Annotated in this window: 16 protein-coding genes, 1 tRNA gene and 1 riboswitch; of the genes, 7 read left to right on the top strand and 10 right to left on the bottom strand. The window is 56.3% G+C overall.

The genetic code is table 11. From position 1 onward, the window contains the following. Window positions 1-11: 11 nt before the first annotated feature. The gene (gene purU, locus OKC43_RS03040) at window positions 12-848 is read right to left on the bottom strand and encodes a formyltetrahydrofolate deformylase (RefSeq protein ID WP_005361738.1); all 837 of its coding nucleotides are present in this window, start codon (window positions 846-848) and stop codon (window positions 12-14) included. 259 nt (window positions 849-1,107) lie between these two features. Then, a riboswitch (FMN riboswitch) is annotated at window positions 1,108-1,264 on the top strand. Between the two features lie 104 nt (window positions 1,265-1,368). Here purU and ribB point away from each other — a divergent pair. Beyond that, window positions 1,369-2,022 (top strand): 3,4-dihydroxy-2-butanone-4-phosphate synthase, encoded by a 654-nt coding sequence (gene ribB / locus OKC43_RS03035; RefSeq protein ID WP_270803850.1) that lies wholly within the window; start codon window positions 1,369-1,371, stop codon window positions 2,020-2,022. A 225-nt stretch (window positions 2,023-2,247) separates the two neighbouring features. Beyond that, window positions 2,248-2,490, top strand: coding sequence for an Lpp/OprI family alanine-zipper lipoprotein (locus tag OKC43_RS03030; protein ID WP_005334342.1), 243 nt, complete (start codon window positions 2,248-2,250; stop codon window positions 2,488-2,490). Between the two features lie 147 nt (window positions 2,491-2,637). Here OKC43_RS03030 and OKC43_RS03025 read toward each other — a convergent pair whose 3' ends face one another. Both OKC43_RS03025 and OKC43_RS03020 read right to left on the bottom strand, forming a co-directional pair. After that, the gene (locus OKC43_RS03025) at window positions 2,638-3,486 is read right to left on the bottom strand and encodes a tetratricopeptide repeat protein (RefSeq protein WP_270803849.1); all 849 of its coding nucleotides are present in this window, start codon (window positions 3,484-3,486) and stop codon (window positions 2,638-2,640) included. Continuing rightward, window positions 3,483-4,205 (bottom strand): 4'-phosphopantetheinyl transferase family protein, encoded by a 723-nt coding sequence (locus tag OKC43_RS03020; protein ID WP_058055846.1) that lies wholly within the window; start codon window positions 4,203-4,205, stop codon window positions 3,483-3,485. Before OKC43_RS03020 ends, OKC43_RS03025 begins: the two co-directional genes overlap by 4 nt. 275 nt (window positions 4,206-4,480) lie before the next feature. Between OKC43_RS03020 and OKC43_RS03015 the strand changes: the two genes are divergently transcribed. The 4 genes from OKC43_RS03015 to OKC43_RS03000 all read left to right on the top strand — a co-directional run bounded on the left by OKC43_RS03015 (window position 4,481) and on the right by OKC43_RS03000 (window position 8,721). Continuing rightward, the gene (locus OKC43_RS03015) at window positions 4,481-4,969 is read left to right on the top strand and encodes a C40 family peptidase (RefSeq protein ID WP_005334331.1); all 489 of its coding nucleotides are present in this window, start codon (window positions 4,481-4,483) and stop codon (window positions 4,967-4,969) included. 148 nt (window positions 4,970-5,117) lie between these two features. Then, a complete protein-coding gene (rlmF, locus tag OKC43_RS03010) occupies window positions 5,118-6,089 on the top strand; it encodes a 23S rRNA (adenine(1618)-N(6))-methyltransferase RlmF (RefSeq protein WP_270803848.1) in 972 nt (323 codons plus the stop codon). 245 nt (window positions 6,090-6,334) lie between these two features. Beyond that, on the top strand, window positions 6,335-7,060 hold the full coding sequence (locus OKC43_RS03005) for a MaoC family dehydratase (RefSeq protein WP_270803847.1): 726 nt from the start codon (window positions 6,335-6,337) through the stop codon (window positions 7,058-7,060). A gap of 245 nt (window positions 7,061-7,305) precedes the next feature. After that, window positions 7,306-8,721: an SLC13 family permease gene (locus OKC43_RS03000; protein WP_270803846.1), complete on the top strand. Its 1,416-nt coding sequence runs from the start codon at window positions 7,306-7,308 to the stop codon at window positions 8,719-8,721. A 116-nt stretch (window positions 8,722-8,837) separates the two neighbouring features. Here the strand turns inward: OKC43_RS03000 and OKC43_RS02995 are convergent, their stop codons facing one another. After that, window positions 8,838-9,824 (bottom strand): DUF481 domain-containing protein, encoded by a 987-nt coding sequence (locus tag OKC43_RS02995; RefSeq protein WP_201957793.1) that lies wholly within the window; start codon window positions 9,822-9,824, stop codon window positions 8,838-8,840. A gap of 39 nt (window positions 9,825-9,863) precedes the next feature. Continuing rightward, window positions 9,864-10,772, bottom strand: a complete 909-nt coding sequence (locus tag OKC43_RS02990; RefSeq protein ID WP_234920628.1) for a L,D-transpeptidase family protein — start codon at window positions 10,770-10,772, stop codon at window positions 9,864-9,866. 439 nt (window positions 10,773-11,211) lie between these two features. Here OKC43_RS02990 and OKC43_RS02985 point away from each other — a divergent pair. Beyond that, window positions 11,212-11,301 (top strand) — tRNA-Ser (locus OKC43_RS02985). A gap of 297 nt (window positions 11,302-11,598) precedes the next feature. On the opposite strand, the gene OKC43_RS02980 is transcribed toward OKC43_RS02985, so the two are convergent. From OKC43_RS02980 to OKC43_RS02960, 5 genes are all read right to left on the bottom strand, one after another. Further along, window positions 11,599-12,294 (bottom strand): family 16 glycosylhydrolase, encoded by a 696-nt coding sequence (locus OKC43_RS02980; protein WP_081253331.1) that lies wholly within the window; start codon window positions 12,292-12,294, stop codon window positions 11,599-11,601. 239 nt (window positions 12,295-12,533) lie between these two features. Beyond that, on the bottom strand, window positions 12,534-12,845 hold the full coding sequence (locus tag OKC43_RS02975) for a PTS lactose/cellobiose transporter subunit IIA (RefSeq protein ID WP_010673336.1): 312 nt from the start codon (window positions 12,843-12,845) through the stop codon (window positions 12,534-12,536). A gap of 10 nt (window positions 12,846-12,855) precedes the next feature. After that, window positions 12,856-14,235: a glycoside hydrolase family 1 protein gene (locus tag OKC43_RS02970; RefSeq protein ID WP_100654524.1), complete on the bottom strand. Its 1,380-nt coding sequence runs from the start codon at window positions 14,233-14,235 to the stop codon at window positions 12,856-12,858. Between the two features lie 57 nt (window positions 14,236-14,292). Then, a complete protein-coding gene (locus OKC43_RS02965) occupies window positions 14,293-15,645 on the bottom strand; it encodes a PTS sugar transporter subunit IIC (RefSeq protein WP_064341852.1) in 1,353 nt (450 codons plus the stop codon). Window positions 15,646-15,672: 27 nt separating this feature from the next. After that, entirely contained in the window at window positions 15,673-15,978 is a 306-nt protein-coding gene (locus tag OKC43_RS02960) for a PTS sugar transporter subunit IIB (RefSeq protein ID WP_064341853.1), read from the bottom strand. Between the last annotated feature and the right edge of the window lie 75 nt (window positions 15,979-16,053).

Genomic DNA, 16,053 nt, shown 5'->3' with positions numbered 1-16,053 from the left:
ATGTGGGCGGATTACTTGAAGACCACCGTCTTGTTGCCGTAGACGAACACCCGCTCGTTCAGTACCAGCTCCAGCGCGCGGCTCAGCACCGATTTCTCCACATCCCGACCCGCCTTGGCCATGTCGTCCGCACTGAAGGCGTGACCGACGTGGATCACGTCCTGTTCGACAATGGGGCCTTCATCCAGGTCGTCGGTCACGAAGTGGGCGGTGGCACCGATCAACTTGACGCCGCGATCAAACGCCTGTCGGTAGGGGCGGGCACCGATGAAGGCGGGCAGGAAGGAGTGGTGGATGTTGAGGATCTTGCGCGGATAGGCCTCGACGAAGCTCGGGGTCAGCACCCGCATGTACTTGGCCAGGATCACATAGTCAGGCTCATAGCTGTCGATGATGGCGCGTACCTGCTCTTCATGTTCGGTCCGGCTCAGATCCTCGTGACTGACGGTGTGGAACGGGATATCGAACTTGCCGGTGAGCTCGGCCAAGGTGTCGTAGTTGCCGATCACCGCGACGATATCCATATCCAGCGCGCCCGCGTAGTTCTTCATCAGAATATCGCCGAGGCAGTGAGTCTCTTTGGTCACAAGGATGACGATGCGCTTCTTGCCCGCCTTGACCAGACGGCGCTGGGCGCCGGTGGGCAGGGCATCATCGAGGTCGGCCAGCAGGGTCTCGTCGTTGAAGCGGCCCTCCAGCTCGGTACGCATAAAGAAGCGACCATTCTCGTGATCCACAAACTCATCGTTCTTGATGATGTTGAGCTGGTGCTTATAGCAGATGTTGGTGATCTTGGCGATGAGCCCTTTGGCATCCGGGCAATCCGTGAGCAGTATTTTCTTTTCCATCTCTGTCATTTTCCGTTTGTGGTGTTGGCGCTGCTGTCTGCGCCGGCAGCGTTGTTCAGGCTCTCTTTTCGGGCCCTGTTTTTTGGTTTCGGGAACTATGCCATAAACCGATCCGCGCCATAAAGAAATTCGCCAGTCATGGTCTTTCGCGCTGGCGAGCGGGCCGCAGAGCGGGATCCCGGGCGCAATGTTGAAACGCTTTTCAGCCTGCGGGGTATTTTGGCTGGTATCTGCAACCGTTTTTCTTTAGGCTGTCTGCGCTTATTCTCAGGGCGGGGTGCAATTCCCCACCGGCGGTATCCCGATTGACTCGGGGAGCCCGCGAGCGCTCGACTTGGCTGATTGCCGGGTCGGGGTCAGCAGATCCGGTGAGATGCCGGAGCCGACGGTCATAGTCCGGATGAAAGAGGATAAGACAGACCTTGCCGTGTTCGCCCTTGTGGGCTGGCCGCTGCATGCCCGTCTCTGTCTGCCTTTCCATGCCCTGATTCTGGTCCTTGTCTTGTTTAGGAGTTTTACCATGAATCAGTCTCTACTCAGTGAATTCGGTGATCCCGTTGTCCGTGTCGAAGCGGCGCTGTCTGCCTTGCGTGCCGGAGGCGGCGTGCTGGTGGCCGACGATGAAGATCGGGAGAACGAGGGCGACCTCATTTTCGCCGCCGAATCCATGACCAATGAACAGATGGCGCTGATGATCCGCGAGTGCTCCGGCATCGTCTGCCTCTGCCTGCCCGACGAGCGGGTTCGCCAGCTCGAACTGCCGATGATGGTGGAGGCCAACTCCAGCCACTACCAGACCGCCTTTACCGTGACCATCGAAGCGGCGCAGGGGGTCACGACCGGTGTCTCGGCGGCTGATCGCATCACCACCATCCGCGCAGCCATCGCTGACGGCGCCAAACCGGGCGATCTGCATCGCCCGGGTCATGTTTTCCCGCTGCGGGCGCGAACCGGTGGGGTGCTTACCCGCCGGGGTCATACCGAAGCGACGGTCGATCTGATGCAGCTGGCTGGTCTCAAACCGTTTGGTGTGTTGTGTGAATTGACCAAAGAAGATGGCTCGATGGCGCGTCTGCCAGACCTGGTTGCGTTCGGTCGCAAGCACCAGATGCCGGTGCTGACCATCGAGGATCTGGTGCAATATCGTCAATTGTTGTCAGAACGTACAGCCTGAGCCTCATACGAAATTGTAATAAGGCAAAAATTTGGTTAACCTTTGTCCGTGCCCCCACCACACGGCACTCATTTTTTAGACGAATCTGGACAAAAACTGTTCATTCAAAAAAAAATGAGGGTTTTAATGCATTTATCTGTGGTGGGGACTATGCAAAGTAGGATTTTTTTGTGCCATAATCACGCCGCTTGCTAAACGTCTGGCGAGTTCAAGGGAGCTTTAAAAATGAAAAAATTGTTGTTGGTAGGTGTTGTTGGTCTGTCCGCTCTGCTGGGCGGTTGTGCAAACACCAGCGAACTGGAAACTTCCGTTCAGAATCTGTCTAACAAAGTTGACCAACTGGCTCAAGATGTTAGCGCAGTTCGTGCTGATCAGTCCAAAATCGCTGCTGATGTTGCCGAAGCCAAGCAAGAAGCTATGCGTGCTAACCAGCGCATCGACAACATGGCTACTTCCTACAAGAAGTAATCCATGCGAAAAAAATGGCGCAGTTTTGCGCCATTTTTTTTTGCCTGAAATTCACCGAATCCCCACAGCCCCTTCTTTGTACTTGACCCATGAGGTCATGCCGGTCTCCCGGCACTCCCCCATCATTACCAGCCAGTTCGATTCCGATCAGTAGAGCAGACTATAGAGTTTGCGACGGTAGCTCTGCGCCGCCGGTGTGCTGCCCATGGTCGCCAGAATATCGAGATAGGTCTTTCTGGCATCGCCGAATGCCAAATCCCGCTTGAGGATCTCCAGCAGCAGTCCCAATGCCTCTTCCTGACGACCAGCCTGGTTGTATTGCACCGCCAGCTCCTGAGCCAGGGCAAAATCATCAGGCTGTTCTGCATGGCGGGCTTCCAGCGCGCGCAGCTCCGGGCTGTCTGCCGCTTGCAGGGCCAGCGCCAGTCGTGAGCTCAGGGTATGGAAGTGGCCATCCTGCGCCGCCATCGGGATGGTGCCGAGGCGCTCCTGCGCTTCATCCAGCAGGTTGAGGTCGAGCGCAGCTTGAATGAGCCACAGGCTGATGTCGTGACGTTCAGGAGCCAGCTGGTGTGCCTTGGTCAGATGGGCATAGGCGATGCTGGGCTGCTCGTCAGCCAGTGCTTGTTGTCCCTTGGCCAGCAACTCTTCCTCTTCTTTGGGGGCGAAGGCGGAGAAATACTGGCGCAGGGTGGCTTCATCCTGCGGTCCTTCGATGATCCCCTGTTCGTCAGGGCGACCCTGATGGAACAGCACCAATGCGGGCAGGGCGCGCAGGCCGAGCTGGCTGGCCAGCGGTTGCAACTGGGGATCGTTCATATCCACCTTGGCCAGGGTGACCTGCTCATTGGCGGGCCCAACCAGTGATTCGATCAGCGGTGTCATCCCCTGGCACTCCGGCATCTGCGGAGCATGGAAATAGATGATGACCGGCTTCTTCATGGACGCATCGATAAGTTCAGCGTGAAAATTCTGGGGAGTAATGTCGACGATCATGAGTTGGACTCTTCAGAAAGGGTGTTAAGTAACATGGGGTTAAGCGAGTGGCAATTCAAGCGCTCATCCAGCCGGTAAAAGGTCACGGGGGCTGCCGTTGCCGCGAGACTGAGCCAGCCGCTGGCAAAGGGCCAGTCCTGTACCTGATAAGGGGTGTCATCGAGCAGGTTGTCGAGTCGCCATCCTTCCTCCGGGATAAATCGTACCTTCTCCAGCCCCGCCGCTATGCCGCCACCGTGGGCTTTCAGTACCGCCTCCTTGCGCGACCAGAGCCGGTAGAAGGCGCTCTCCTGCTCTTGAGCAGGCTGTGCGCAGAGCCACTCATATTCACTCTGTGCATAAAACCGGCGGGCCAGGGGGAGGGGATGATGCCGCCGTTTGCCCAGTTCGATATCCACCCCAAGCGGTCCCTGTGGGCAGAGCGCCAGCACCAGCCAGCTGCCACTGTGGCTCAGATTGAACTGCCAAGCATCATCATGCAGTCGGGGCTTGCCGTGGGGGCCGTTGCAAAATTGCAGATTGGCGGCGGGTTGTTGCAGCCGCTCGGCCAATAGCTGGCGCAGCAGGGAGCGGCTCACCAGATATTCCTGACGCCGTTCAGGATGGGTCATGGCTTGCCAGATATGCTGCTCATCGGTTGACAGCCATTCAGGCAATTGAGCAAGCAGTTCCTGGCATACCCTGGCCGGTTTTAACAAAAAAAGATCGGTTTCGATCATGATTTTTCACTTTAAAAAGGTGCTGAAGCAGGGATAAAAGCCAGTTATCTATGAGGCCCAAGGCTCTTTTTGCGATTGTATATTGTTTGGGCATGATCACATTAATTATGAAAAATCGTGCATTTCCTTGCAAAAATGTGAGCTTGATAGGGATTTTCACTTGCCTCGATAGAATTCTTGGATATAGTCGGGTGCTGTTGCCTTATAAATTGCCCTTTGGGGCCGTATTTTAACAAGATTTACTATTTAGCGGGGATAAAGGATTGCGCCACCTGATGCTACTGCTGGTCGCGCTCGGAATGGTGGGTTGTGCCTCGGCACCCCAACCCGAGGTCGCGAGCAAGATCGAAGTTTCCATGGTTGAACCTGTCATCGAACCGGAAGCTTCCCAGACACCTGATGTGAATGAAATCCTGACTGTATATAAAGAGTGGCGTGGTGTTCCGTACCGGATGGGTGGCAGCAGCCAGCGGGGTATCGACTGTTCCGCCTTTGCCCGTGAAGTGTTCCGCAATGCCGTCGGTATCGAATTACCCCGCGATACCCGCTCCCAAGTCCATGAAGGGACGCGCGTTTCCAAGCAGGATCTGGTCGAGGGTGACCTGGTCTTCTTCAAAATCAATCGTCGTCTCAACCACGTTGGCATCTATGTCGGCAATGGCGAATTCATCCACGCCTCGACTCGAGCCGGTGTGACGCGCTCCAAGTTGGATAGCCAATATTGGCGCAACAAGTTCTGGCAAGCTCGCCGGATCGATATCTGAGTCAGGCTGGACAAACGGCTCGCTGTACGGACTGTTTTTCCAACCTCACTTGAACCGGGCTCGATAGCCCGGTTTTTTATTGCCCTCGTTTAGACTTTCCCGAGTCAAATCACTATAGTGTGGGCCCGTTTTCTTCGGCAGGCTCAGCATGAAACCCCGCATCCCATCAGCCGGTGGCCCCAAGTCGGGCGACCGCAAATCCGGACTTCACTCCCGTAATCGCCATCAGGCGGGTTACGACTTTGAGGCGCTTTGCCTGCGAACTCCCGAATTGGCCGCTCATGTCTTTATCAATGACTACGGCACCCGCACCATCGATTTTGCCAATCCCGATGCAGTGAAGACCCTCAATCGCGCCCTGCTGGCCCATCACTACGGGATTGCCCACTGGGACTTGCCTGCCGGTTACCTCTGCCCGCCTATCCCGGGACGGGTGGACTACCTGCACTGGGCGGCCGACCTGTTGGCCGAGAGCGCAGGCCAGCTCCCTACCGGCAAGGGGGTGAGGGTGCTGGATATCGGGGTGGGGGCAAACTGCATCTATCCGCTGCTGGGTGCCCGCGAATATGGCTGGCGTTTTGTGGGATCGGATATCGATCCGGTCTCGGTCAAGGCGGCCACCCTGCTGGCCAGGAGCAACGGACTCGGCAACCAGATTGAGTGTCGTCTGCAGGGTAACCCCAACCATGTGTTTCGCGGCATCATAGGGCCAAAGGAGCGCTTCGCTCTGACGCTGTGCAATCCGCCGTTCCATGCGTCGCTGGAAGAGGCGAGCAAGGGGACGGAGCGCAAGCTGCGCAATCTGGGCAAGGAGGTGACAGGTGCCCCTGTGCTCAACTTCGGCGGCCAGAAGGCCGAGCTCTGGTGCGAAGGGGGCGAGGCGGCGTTTCTGGCCAATATGATTGCCCAGAGCAAGGAGTTTGCCACTCAGTGCCTCTGGTTCAGCTCGCTGGTGTCGAAAAAAGAGAACCTGCCGGGGGCGAAAAGGGCGTTGAGCCGGGTGGGTGCGCGTCAGGTACGGGTGATCGACATGGCGCAGGGCAACAAGGTGAGCCGGATCCTCACCTGGTCCTTTCTGGATGAGGAGGGATTGCGTAGCGGCTGGTCGAGCGCGCGCTGACTCCCCACAACAAGGCCCGATGAGGGCCTTTTTTCATGATGAATCCCGCGAGTTGTCCCTGCTGGCGGCATATTTGGCAATCGATTTCCTCATTGGCAGATCGTGCTGGTTTACATGGTGTAAGTAGTTACTTCCGCCTTGGTACAGGTGTACGCCGAGATTTTTTTGCACTTACAGCTGAAACTTTAATAAAATAGGACTGGTTAGACCTCTTTACAGGCATTGAATCAAATAGGGATCGGTAGATGAAAGTTGTCGATTTTCTGAAGCGCAAGCGCGAAATTCTGGCGCAGCACCCCTTTGAGCTCAAGGATTGGCTCTCTCCGGCGATCCGCGACTACTGGCGTGAGTTTCAGCAAAAGGCACATCTTCATCCTTTGCTGGGGCGTGTGCTGGACTTGCAAGCCGAGTCCCAGAGCGAGCAGCAACAGGATGCAGCAATCGTGGCACAAGTAGCCAACGGTCAGCCTGCCGTGGCTCAGGAACCCGCTGTTGAGCTGGGGGCCGAGGCGGCCGAGCTCTATGCCGCCCTGCAGGCCCGCATTGGTGAAGAGACCCATGTCGGCGAGTGGCTGCACGTCAGCCAGCAGATGATCGATCAGTTTGCTGCCGTGACCGGGGATCATCAGTGGATCCACACCGATCCGGAGCGTGCGGCCGCCGAGTCGCCTTTCAAGACCACCATCGCCCACGGCTTCCTGACCCTGGCGCTGCTGCCACAGATGACCGGCTCGGTCGATGAGGCCACCCCCGAGTTCCCGACCGCCCGCATGGTGGTGAACTTCGGGCTGGATCAGGTACGTTTCCCGTACCCCATCAAGGTTGGTAGCAACATCCGTGCCCGCACCAAGCTGGCCCGGGTCACCCCCATCAAGGGCGGGCTGGAGTTGCTCAAAGAGATCAAGGTTGAGATCGAAGGGATCCGCCGCCCGGGTTGCGTCATCGAGTCGGTGACCCGCATCTACTTCTGAGCCCCCTCATCGGCATGAATGGTGAAACGGGCCCGCTGTCGTGTGCAACGAACAGCGGGCCCGTTTTTTTGCCTGTTTGTTGCAAGGGTTGAGGCGTCAGCCATAGCGCGCCGACCCCAGCTTGATATGACTCACAAAACGGTGCGCCGTGCAGTTAGCCAGCTCTCATTTTGGCGAGTTGGCCGCGTGAGGCGATAGCATGTTATGCCACTATTGGCTTCTTACTCCCGATCCTGGAGACAATAGTGCCCATCAATAACAAGATTATTCTGCCACTGCTGCTGAGCCTCACCATCCTGCAGATCCCGACCCACTGGATCCCGCTGGAGGGGATCACCGTCATCGAGCAGCGGGTCGTGGCCATTTTCGTGCTGGCCGCCCTCTGCTGGATCCTGGAGCCCATCCCTATCTTTGCTACCTCGGTGCTGATCATCGTGCTGGAGCTGCTGCTGCTCTCCGACAAGGGGCTCTGGTTCATGACTGCCGACAAGGCTGAACCGGGCTTTGGTGAGCTGCTCAAGTCCACCGAGGTGATGGCGACCTTTGCCTCGCCGGTTATCATGCTGTTTCTCGGTGGTTTTTTCCTCGCCATTGCGGCGACCAAGTACCATCTGGACGTCAATCTGGCGCGGGTGTTGCTGCGCCCGTTTGGTCAGGATCCCCGGATCGTCATGCTGGGGCTGATGCTGATCACTGCCACCTTCTCCATGTTTATGAGCAATACCGCCACCACCGCCATGATGCTGGCCATCCTTACCCCGGTGCTGGCGGCGTTTCCCGACAAGGACCCGGCCAAAATCGGCTTTGTGCTGGCCATTCCGCTGGCGGCCAACCTCGGCGGGATCGGCACTCCCATCGGCACTCCGCCCAACGCAGTGGCCCTCAAATACCTGACCGGCGAGCATGCCATCTCGTTCGGCCAGTGGATGGGATTTGCGGTGCCCTTTGTGGTATTGCTGTTGCTGCTTGGCTGGTTCCTGCTGGGGCGCTTCTTCCCGAGCCCCCTCAAGCGGATGGATCTCAAGATTGAGGGGCGCTTTATGCAGACCCCTCGCGCCTGGGTGGTCTACCTCACCTTTATCACCACCATAGTGCTCTGGCTGCTGGGGGATCTGCACGGCATGAGCTCCTACGTGGTCGCCATGATCCCGGTGGCGGTGTTCCTGACCACCGGCATCATCACCAAGGACGATCTGCACAAGATCTCCCTCGACGTGCTCTGGCTGGTCTCGGGCGGTATCGCGCTGGGGCTGGCGCTGGAGGACTCCGGGTTGGCCGAGCGGCTCATCACCCATATTCCGTTCCACGAATACTCCACGCTGGCGGTGCTGGTCGGCGCCTGTCTGCTGGCAGTGGTGATGGCCAATTTTATGTCCAATACCGCAACCGCCAATCTGCTGCTGCCACTGGTGGCGGCACTGGCGGTCAGCATGCCGGAGCTGGCCGAGTGGGGCGGCAGTCATACCCTGATCCTGGCGGTTACCATCTCGGTCTCGCTCGGGATGTCTCTGCCCATCAGTACCCCGCCCAATGCGCTTGCCCACGCCACCGGTCTGGTGGAGAGTCACCAGATGGTGCGCATCGGCGTCATCATGGGGTTGGTCGGTACCCTGTTGGCGATGGTATGGATCTACCAGATTGCCGCTTGGGGACTGATCTGAGCGTACGGCCGGTTTCTCATCTGTTGCCTGCTCCATCATCGGAGAAGTGCCATGGCAGGTGATGACCAAAACAGAAAGAGGAGCCAACTTGGCTCCTCTTTCTGTTTGCAGTTGACTCAGAAACTGGCGCCCAGATTGAGCAGGTGCCTGAATTCGGTCTCTTTGTACTTTTGCTCGAGACCGACGAAATGCACTTCGCCATCTTCCCACTCCATCTCGCTCGACCAGGAGAGGCGCAGGTGGTCGTTGAAGTAGTAGCGCAGGCCCACGCTGCCGGTCACATCTCGATTCAGAGTGATATAGGGTGAGGGTTGATCCAGATAGAGCAGATAGCGCCCCTGACTGAACAGCTCCAGTTTTTCCCGCCATATCGGGATGGGTTGGCGATAATCCCAGTTCATGCTGGCAAAGGGGTAGTCGATGATCCGGTTGCCTTTGAAGAGCAACCCAATCCCGCTCTCTTCTCTGAAGTAGGCCTTGCGCAGACCCCCTTGCGCCACGAACTCCAGCCGACGGCGCTTCTCGTTCCAGAAGCGGTAACCCGGCCCGGTACCATAGTCGAGGCTGAGGTAGTTGCTTTCCAGCATGTCATATTCGGCATTGAGCGAGCTGCGCACAAACCACTGCTGATCGAAAAAGTAGTCAATGGTCGGGTTCAGTTTGTAGTCGTGGTTATCGGTGACGCTGTCAGACGTTTCGTAGGAGTACTCTCCGGAGAAGCTGTAGCGCCAGTCCAGATTTGCCAACTCGGTCTTGCCCTTGAAGTTGACGTTGTTGGTGTGCTTGTCCTTGTGTTTGAGCTTGATGTTGAGATCGCCACTACCGGTCCAGAGCCAGGCCTTGCGTTCATCCTGCTCATCCTTGAACAGGGTGAATCCACCTTTGGCGGTCGCCTTGGGTTTATCCTGATGCTCTAGTCGCCAGCGCTTGATGGCATCCCGCTTGACGGTAACGGCACCGGTATAGGGCAAAGAGATGCGTACCGACTCATCGCCAATCTCTTCGATGGTACCGGTCAGACGATCGCCATTGTTCATCCAGAGAATGTCCTTGGCCCACAAGGAGTGAGAGGCCAACAGGAGTAGGAGGGGCAGGAATTTCATGAGGTAAGGTGACTCCGGTGCGACTCGGGCGCTGGTGACTTAGCCACTGACAAGTTGGCTGCTGATGGGGCGGGGCAGGCCATTTTTGCTCTCCAGCGCCGCCGTCACCTCATCCTGCATCACATCAGGTGCGCTGATAAAGCTCTCTACGGCCGGTGATAGCATCAGCGGGGCGCCATTTTCAAGCTCCTCTTCGGTGCGGGAGAGCGGGGAGTGTACCTCCAGCCAGCGGCGACCATCCGGTTCGATGGCTACCTTGACTGGTTGATTGATGACCCGTACCGGCGTGCCGATCGGCACAATCTTGAACAGGGCCTCGATATCGTCAGGTCGCAGCCGGATGCAGCCTGCACTTACCCGCAGGCCAACGCCAAAATCCTTGTTGGTGCCGTGGATCAGGTAGTCGCGCTTGCCATAGCCAAGGCGCATGGCGAACTTGCCAAGGGGATTCTCCGGGCCGGGGGGCACCACGGCGGGCAGGGTGATCCCTTTTTGCTCCAGCCAGGATTTGCGCACCATGGGACCGGGTACCCAGGTCGGGTTGGGATTCTTCTCGATGACGGTGGTGGTCATCTCCGGAGTCTCGCGGCCGATATCACCAATCCCGATGGGCAGCACGATGACCTCGTTCTTCCCTTTGGGGAAGTAGTAGAGGCGCAGTTCGGGCAGATTGATGACGATCCCTTCGCGAGGCACATCAGGCAGCAGCATCTGGGTGGGCAGCGTTAAGCGGGTACCCGGCTTGGGTAAATAGGGATCTACACCCGGATTTGCCTCAAGCAGCGCCAAAAATCCAATTTGTGTATTTTTGCCAACCAGCTCCAGATGCTCATTCTGCTGGATGATGTAATCCTCCAGCTCACCGATGAGGCGACTCCCGGCTGGTGGCAGCGGGTAGCGTTTGGCCTCTGCCGGCGCCGCGCAGAGCAGGATCGCTGCCAGCAGCATGGAAAGGGCGGGCGTTAAGGGTAGGGGCTTGAGTTTCGGCAATCGCATAAGAAGATCCATCAGTTCAATCGGGGCGGAACATCATCAACACAGCCGCCAGAATGGCGCGATTGTTCCTCAATCAGCCCATGATTACCAGCTTGCCGCGCACTCGCAATGATGTGGGTATACATAGGAAACCTGCGAAAATCGGCATCACCCATAAATTTGAGCGCCAAGCAGGAAAAAGAGACGCCTCATGGCAATGGGTGAATATCACGATATGGATAAAGGCCGGGTGTGCGAGCGGGTGGATACAGGGCCATACAAGAGTGGCCTCGCAACGCGAACAGCACGCGCCGCATTGTGAGCCTGCTCCCAGATATCTGATTCAGCCATTTGATATCTAAGAAATTTTTATTGCATCCTCGGCCCAGCTTGGGTAAAACTCTCTCCCCACGGAGAGATGCCGGAGTGGCCGAACGGGATTGACTCGAAATCAATTGTGGCAGCAATGCCACCCAGGGTTCGAATCCCTGTCTCTCCGCCACATATATAGCCCAACCTATTGAATAGGTTGGGCTTTTTCATATGGTGTTTTTGAGTATACCACTTAGTATGCCATTCGAAGGTGGCTGACATACTGTCTCGTTGAACTACTTTGAACATCTAGCAGTACTTCTCTTCGTTGTACTTGATGTAAAAGAAGCTTACAGATTCTCCCTTACCCCTTCCTGACACTTAGTCTATAAAGCATGCTCTGCAGCTCATTAGTCTCAGGCGATGTGTTGATGAATGGGTGATTCCTGAAGTAGAAGAGTTTCATCTTGTATATATCAGTCAGCCATCACTCCCAGGGAGTCACATTGGCGTACTTGTATTTGGCGTAGGCGGGCTGGCCGTTGTAGGAGCTGGGCGGGAAACTCGGGTTGGCGCTGATCCAGTTGTTCACAAAAACCTGCATCCAACTGGTGACGGGGCGGCTCTCTCGGCGCACGCTCACCCATTTGTTCTGGGTGCGGCTGAACACCTGCCAAGTGACACCCGCTGCATCGATATTAAAGGCGTAGCGCTCCATATTCCAGATTGACATGCCGTACTTGCCTAAATCGATGTCTTGAGGATACTGACGCCCCTGGATCCAGACGTTGGTATGGAGCAGGTTGGTGCCCCCCATCAGCTCGATGTCGACTTCATAGTGAGAGCTGGTGCCTGCATCTCCGGTATAGGTAAAGAAGGAGCTGATGGTGCCGGGCACCGATCCTGCCTGCATCTGCACCTCATAACGACCCTTGCGGGTGTAGTTGTAGGTTCGCAGCTCAGCGCAGCTCTTGTTTCCTTTGTCGGATTTCGCATGGAGGATGGCCATGCCGGACTCCATCCAGACGTTGGCGGCGCGCCAGGTGCAGTCGAATTCTGACCCTCCATTACGCCAACCATCAGAGACCTGCCAATCCTGATTGCTCCACCACCATGCCGATGCCTGAGTGGAATATAATCCTCCCGCCATCAGCAATACTGACATCAGTCCAAGTTTACGCATATTATCCAAATTCCTGTGTGTTTATTAATGAGTGTTTTATTGATGACTACAAGCAGCATAAGAATAGCCATTAACATATATTGAAACTTATACTGGTATCGCGTCATGACAGTTTCATATTTTTGAAATTGCCTGAAAAGGTATGAAATACATGACGACTGGTTGGTATAAGCAGAATAAAAAAAGCCACCGTATATAACGGTGGCAAAAGCACGGACTCCCGGTCCGATGAGTTAAAATCAGCTGGCTTGGCGGCGATAGATCTCGACCAGTTCGGTGGCCAGTTCGCGGCACAGAATGGAGGTCATCAGGTGATCCTGAGCATGTACCATGACCAGTGTCATCTTGGTCTTGCCTTCGCCCTCATCGGCTTCAATCAGTTTGGTTTGTACGGCATGGGCAGCCTTCCCTGCGTCGGTGGCTTGGAGCAGCAAGGCATCCGCTTCGCTGAACTGGCCAGCACGAGCCTGACGCAGGGCTTCGAAACAGAGACTGCGAGACTGACCGGCATTGACGATGATGCCCATGACTGCTTCTTCAAGATCCATCATTTATGACTCCTTAAAATCCATTATTACGAGAGACGTTGGCGAACCATTCACCACTTTTCTTGACGGTGCGCTGCTGGCTTTCCAAATCAAGGCTGATGAATCCATAGCGGTTCTTGTAGGCATTCATCCAGGACCAGTTGTCAATAAAGGTCCACAGGTGATAACCACGGCAATTACTTCCTTCAGCAATGGCGGTATGAATCCACTGGAGGTGGCCACGAATGAAGTCGATACGATAGTCGTCTTTTACCTGACCATCTTCACCAATGAATCTGTGTTCCCCTTCGACACCCATGCCATTTTCGGAGATATAGCTTGGAATATTTCCATAGTTGTCGCGCAGGTTGATCAATATGTCATAAATACCGCGCTCATATATTTCCCAGCCACGATAAGGGTTCATTTTGCGGCCTGGCATCTCGTAATTCTCGAAGAACCAGTCAGGCAGGAAAGGGGAGTCCGGGTTGATGGCCGTCATGCGTGCCTTCACTCGCCGCGGCTGGTAATAGTTGATGCCGAGCAGATCGATCTTGCCGGCGGCCAGCAGTTCGCAGTCGCCGCTTTGCACCACGGGCATCTGATCGTGTTCGCGCAGGATATCGATCAGCTCCTGGGGATAAACTCCCTTCACCGCAGGATCGAGGAAGGCGCGGTTGAAGAACAGGTCAGCAATGAACGAGGCCTTCAAGTCCGCCGGGTTTGAAGAGCGCGGATATGAGGGGGTCAGGTTCAGGACAATGCCGATCTGGCCGGGCAGGGATAGTGTTCGATAACGCTTCACCGCCAGGCTGTGGGCCAGCATCATGTGATAAGCCACCTGGGCTGCCCGTCTGAAGTCCATCTGGTTCGGGTAATGGAAGTCATACAGATAACCACCTTCCACCACCACCACTGGTTCATTGAAGGTCATCCAGCAGGCGACGCGATCACCGAACAGTTTGAAGCAGAGCTCTGCGTACTCGGCATAAGCCGCCACGGTTTCGCGGCTCTCCCAGCCCCCCTGCTCCTGCCAGTACATCGGCATGTCGAAGTGGAACAGGCCGATGAAGGGTTTGATCCCCTTGGCCAGCAGCTCATCGATAACCTTGTTGTAGAAGTCGACGGCCTCCTGGTTGACGGTGTGGCCATCCGGCAGCAACCGGGCCCAGGAGATGGATGTGCGGAAGCTGTTGTGGCCAATCTGTTCCATCAATGCGATGTCTTCACGATAACGATCGTAGAAGGTGGAGGTGTTGGCTGGGCCTACCTGACCGTGGAAACGATGTGGCTCCGTCTCGAACCAGTGATCCCAGATGGTCGGTGCCTTGCCGCCCACGTTGGCAGCCCCTTCCGATTGTGCGGCCGACGAGGCGCTACCCCACCAGAAGCCTTCGGGGAATGTATATTGCATTGCAGTTTCCTCTTGATGACCGGCGTGCAGGCGGCGTGGCGCCCGCACGCCGGGTGCTTACGCCTGACTCTGAATCGGTGTGATTGTGTCTGCTTTTTCTGATCTGGCGGCTTCTTCCGCTTCAGCCGTCTCGGCTTCCTGCTTGAGCAGGGTGCGTTCGTAAGCCCGCACGAAGGGGTAATACATCAGGGCGGAGATCCCCATGCAGATGAAGCACATGATGACCGGACTGAAGGCCCAGTTGGTCGCCCAGGAGGCGCCGATGGGGGCCGGAGTGGTCCATGCGGTCAGCATCACGACCTTCTCAACCAGACCCAGATCCACGGCAAACCAGGCCAGGATGGCGTTGATCACCGGCACCAGGATGAAGGGCAGGAAGAAGACCGGGTTCATGATGATGGGGGCACCAAACAGGATCGGTTCGTTGATGTTGAAGAACCCGGGGACCACGCCCATTCGTCCTATGGTGCGCAGGTGTACGGCACGGCTGCGCATTAGCAGGAATGCCAGTGGCAAGGTGGATCCCACGCCGCCGATGAACAGGAAGTGATCCCAGAAACCGGGCAGGAAGGTGTGAGGAATGGCCTGACCTGCGGCTAGTGCGGCCTGGTTGCTGGCTAGGTTTGCCATCCAGAAGGGGTTCATGATGCCGGTGACGATCATGGTGCCGTGGATGCCGGCAAACCATAGGATCTGGCACAACAGCACCGCCAGCAAGACGGCAGGCAGGCTGTCGGAAGCCGCCACTAGCGGTTTGAGCATGGCCATGATCGCCTCGGGCAGGATCATGCCTGTGGTTTCCTGCAGCAGCATGTTGAAGGGGTGTAAGGTCAGGATAATCGCCAGGACCGGGATCAGCACCTCGAAGGAGCGCGCTACCCCCATCGGGACCTGCTCGGGCAGACGGATGGTGATGTTGTTGCGCTTGAGCCAGGCGTAGACCTCGGTCGAATAGATGGCACAAATGAGAGCTGTAAAGATGCCCTGACCGGAGAAATACTGGGTGGAGATGGTGCCGTCTTTATATTGTGCCGCCACCAGCATGAACGACATCAGGGAGAGCAAGCCCGTGGTGATGGGGTCCAGGGAGTATTGCTTGGCCAGGCTTGATGCGACTCCCACCGAGATGAAGACCGTCATCAGTCCCATGCTCATGTTGAAGGGCAACATGAGTTCGGCACGATAGGTGGTGGAAAAATCGAGCCAAGCTCTGGCAAAGCCCCAGGTGGTTTCGCTGGAGATGGGGGGGAAGATGAAGACCAGCATAAAGCTGCCAACGATCATGAACGGCAGCGCGGCAATGAAGCCGTCACGGATGGCCAGAACATAGCGTTGCTGGCCCAGTTTTCCTGCCAATGGGCCGATCCGTTGTTCGATCAACTTGACCAGCATCCCATAGAGTGAACTCATTGTGTGTGTCCTTCCTTGTGAGCACGCTTAACCAATCAGGGACAGGGCGTAGTCCAGCACCTTGTCACCGCGCTGCATGCCGTAATCCATCATGTCGATGGGTTGTACCTTGACACCATGAACGGCTGCCTTGGCTTGTAGTTCGGGTTGCATGTACTTGATCTGTGGCCCTAGCAAAACCACCTGATAAAGCGGCATCTGATCATCGAACTCTGATGCGCCAAAAGCCTTGATCTCGGCAGCCAAGCCGCGTTTATCGGCTTCGATCACCATCTTCTTCACCAGCAGACTGGTGGACATCCCGGCAGAGCAGCACAGCATAATTTTTTTCATGATGATTCCTCAGTTATTAAATTGAACTCACTATAGATCGACCAAATAATTTGGGAAATCGATTTCACGTTTGGG

Source organism: Aeromonas sp. Y289-2 (assembly GCF_027705925.1).
GTDB classification, from domain to species: Bacteria; Pseudomonadota; Gammaproteobacteria; order Enterobacterales; family Aeromonadaceae; genus Aeromonas; species Aeromonas veronii.
This window is presented reverse-complemented; position numbering and strand designations above follow the sequence as displayed.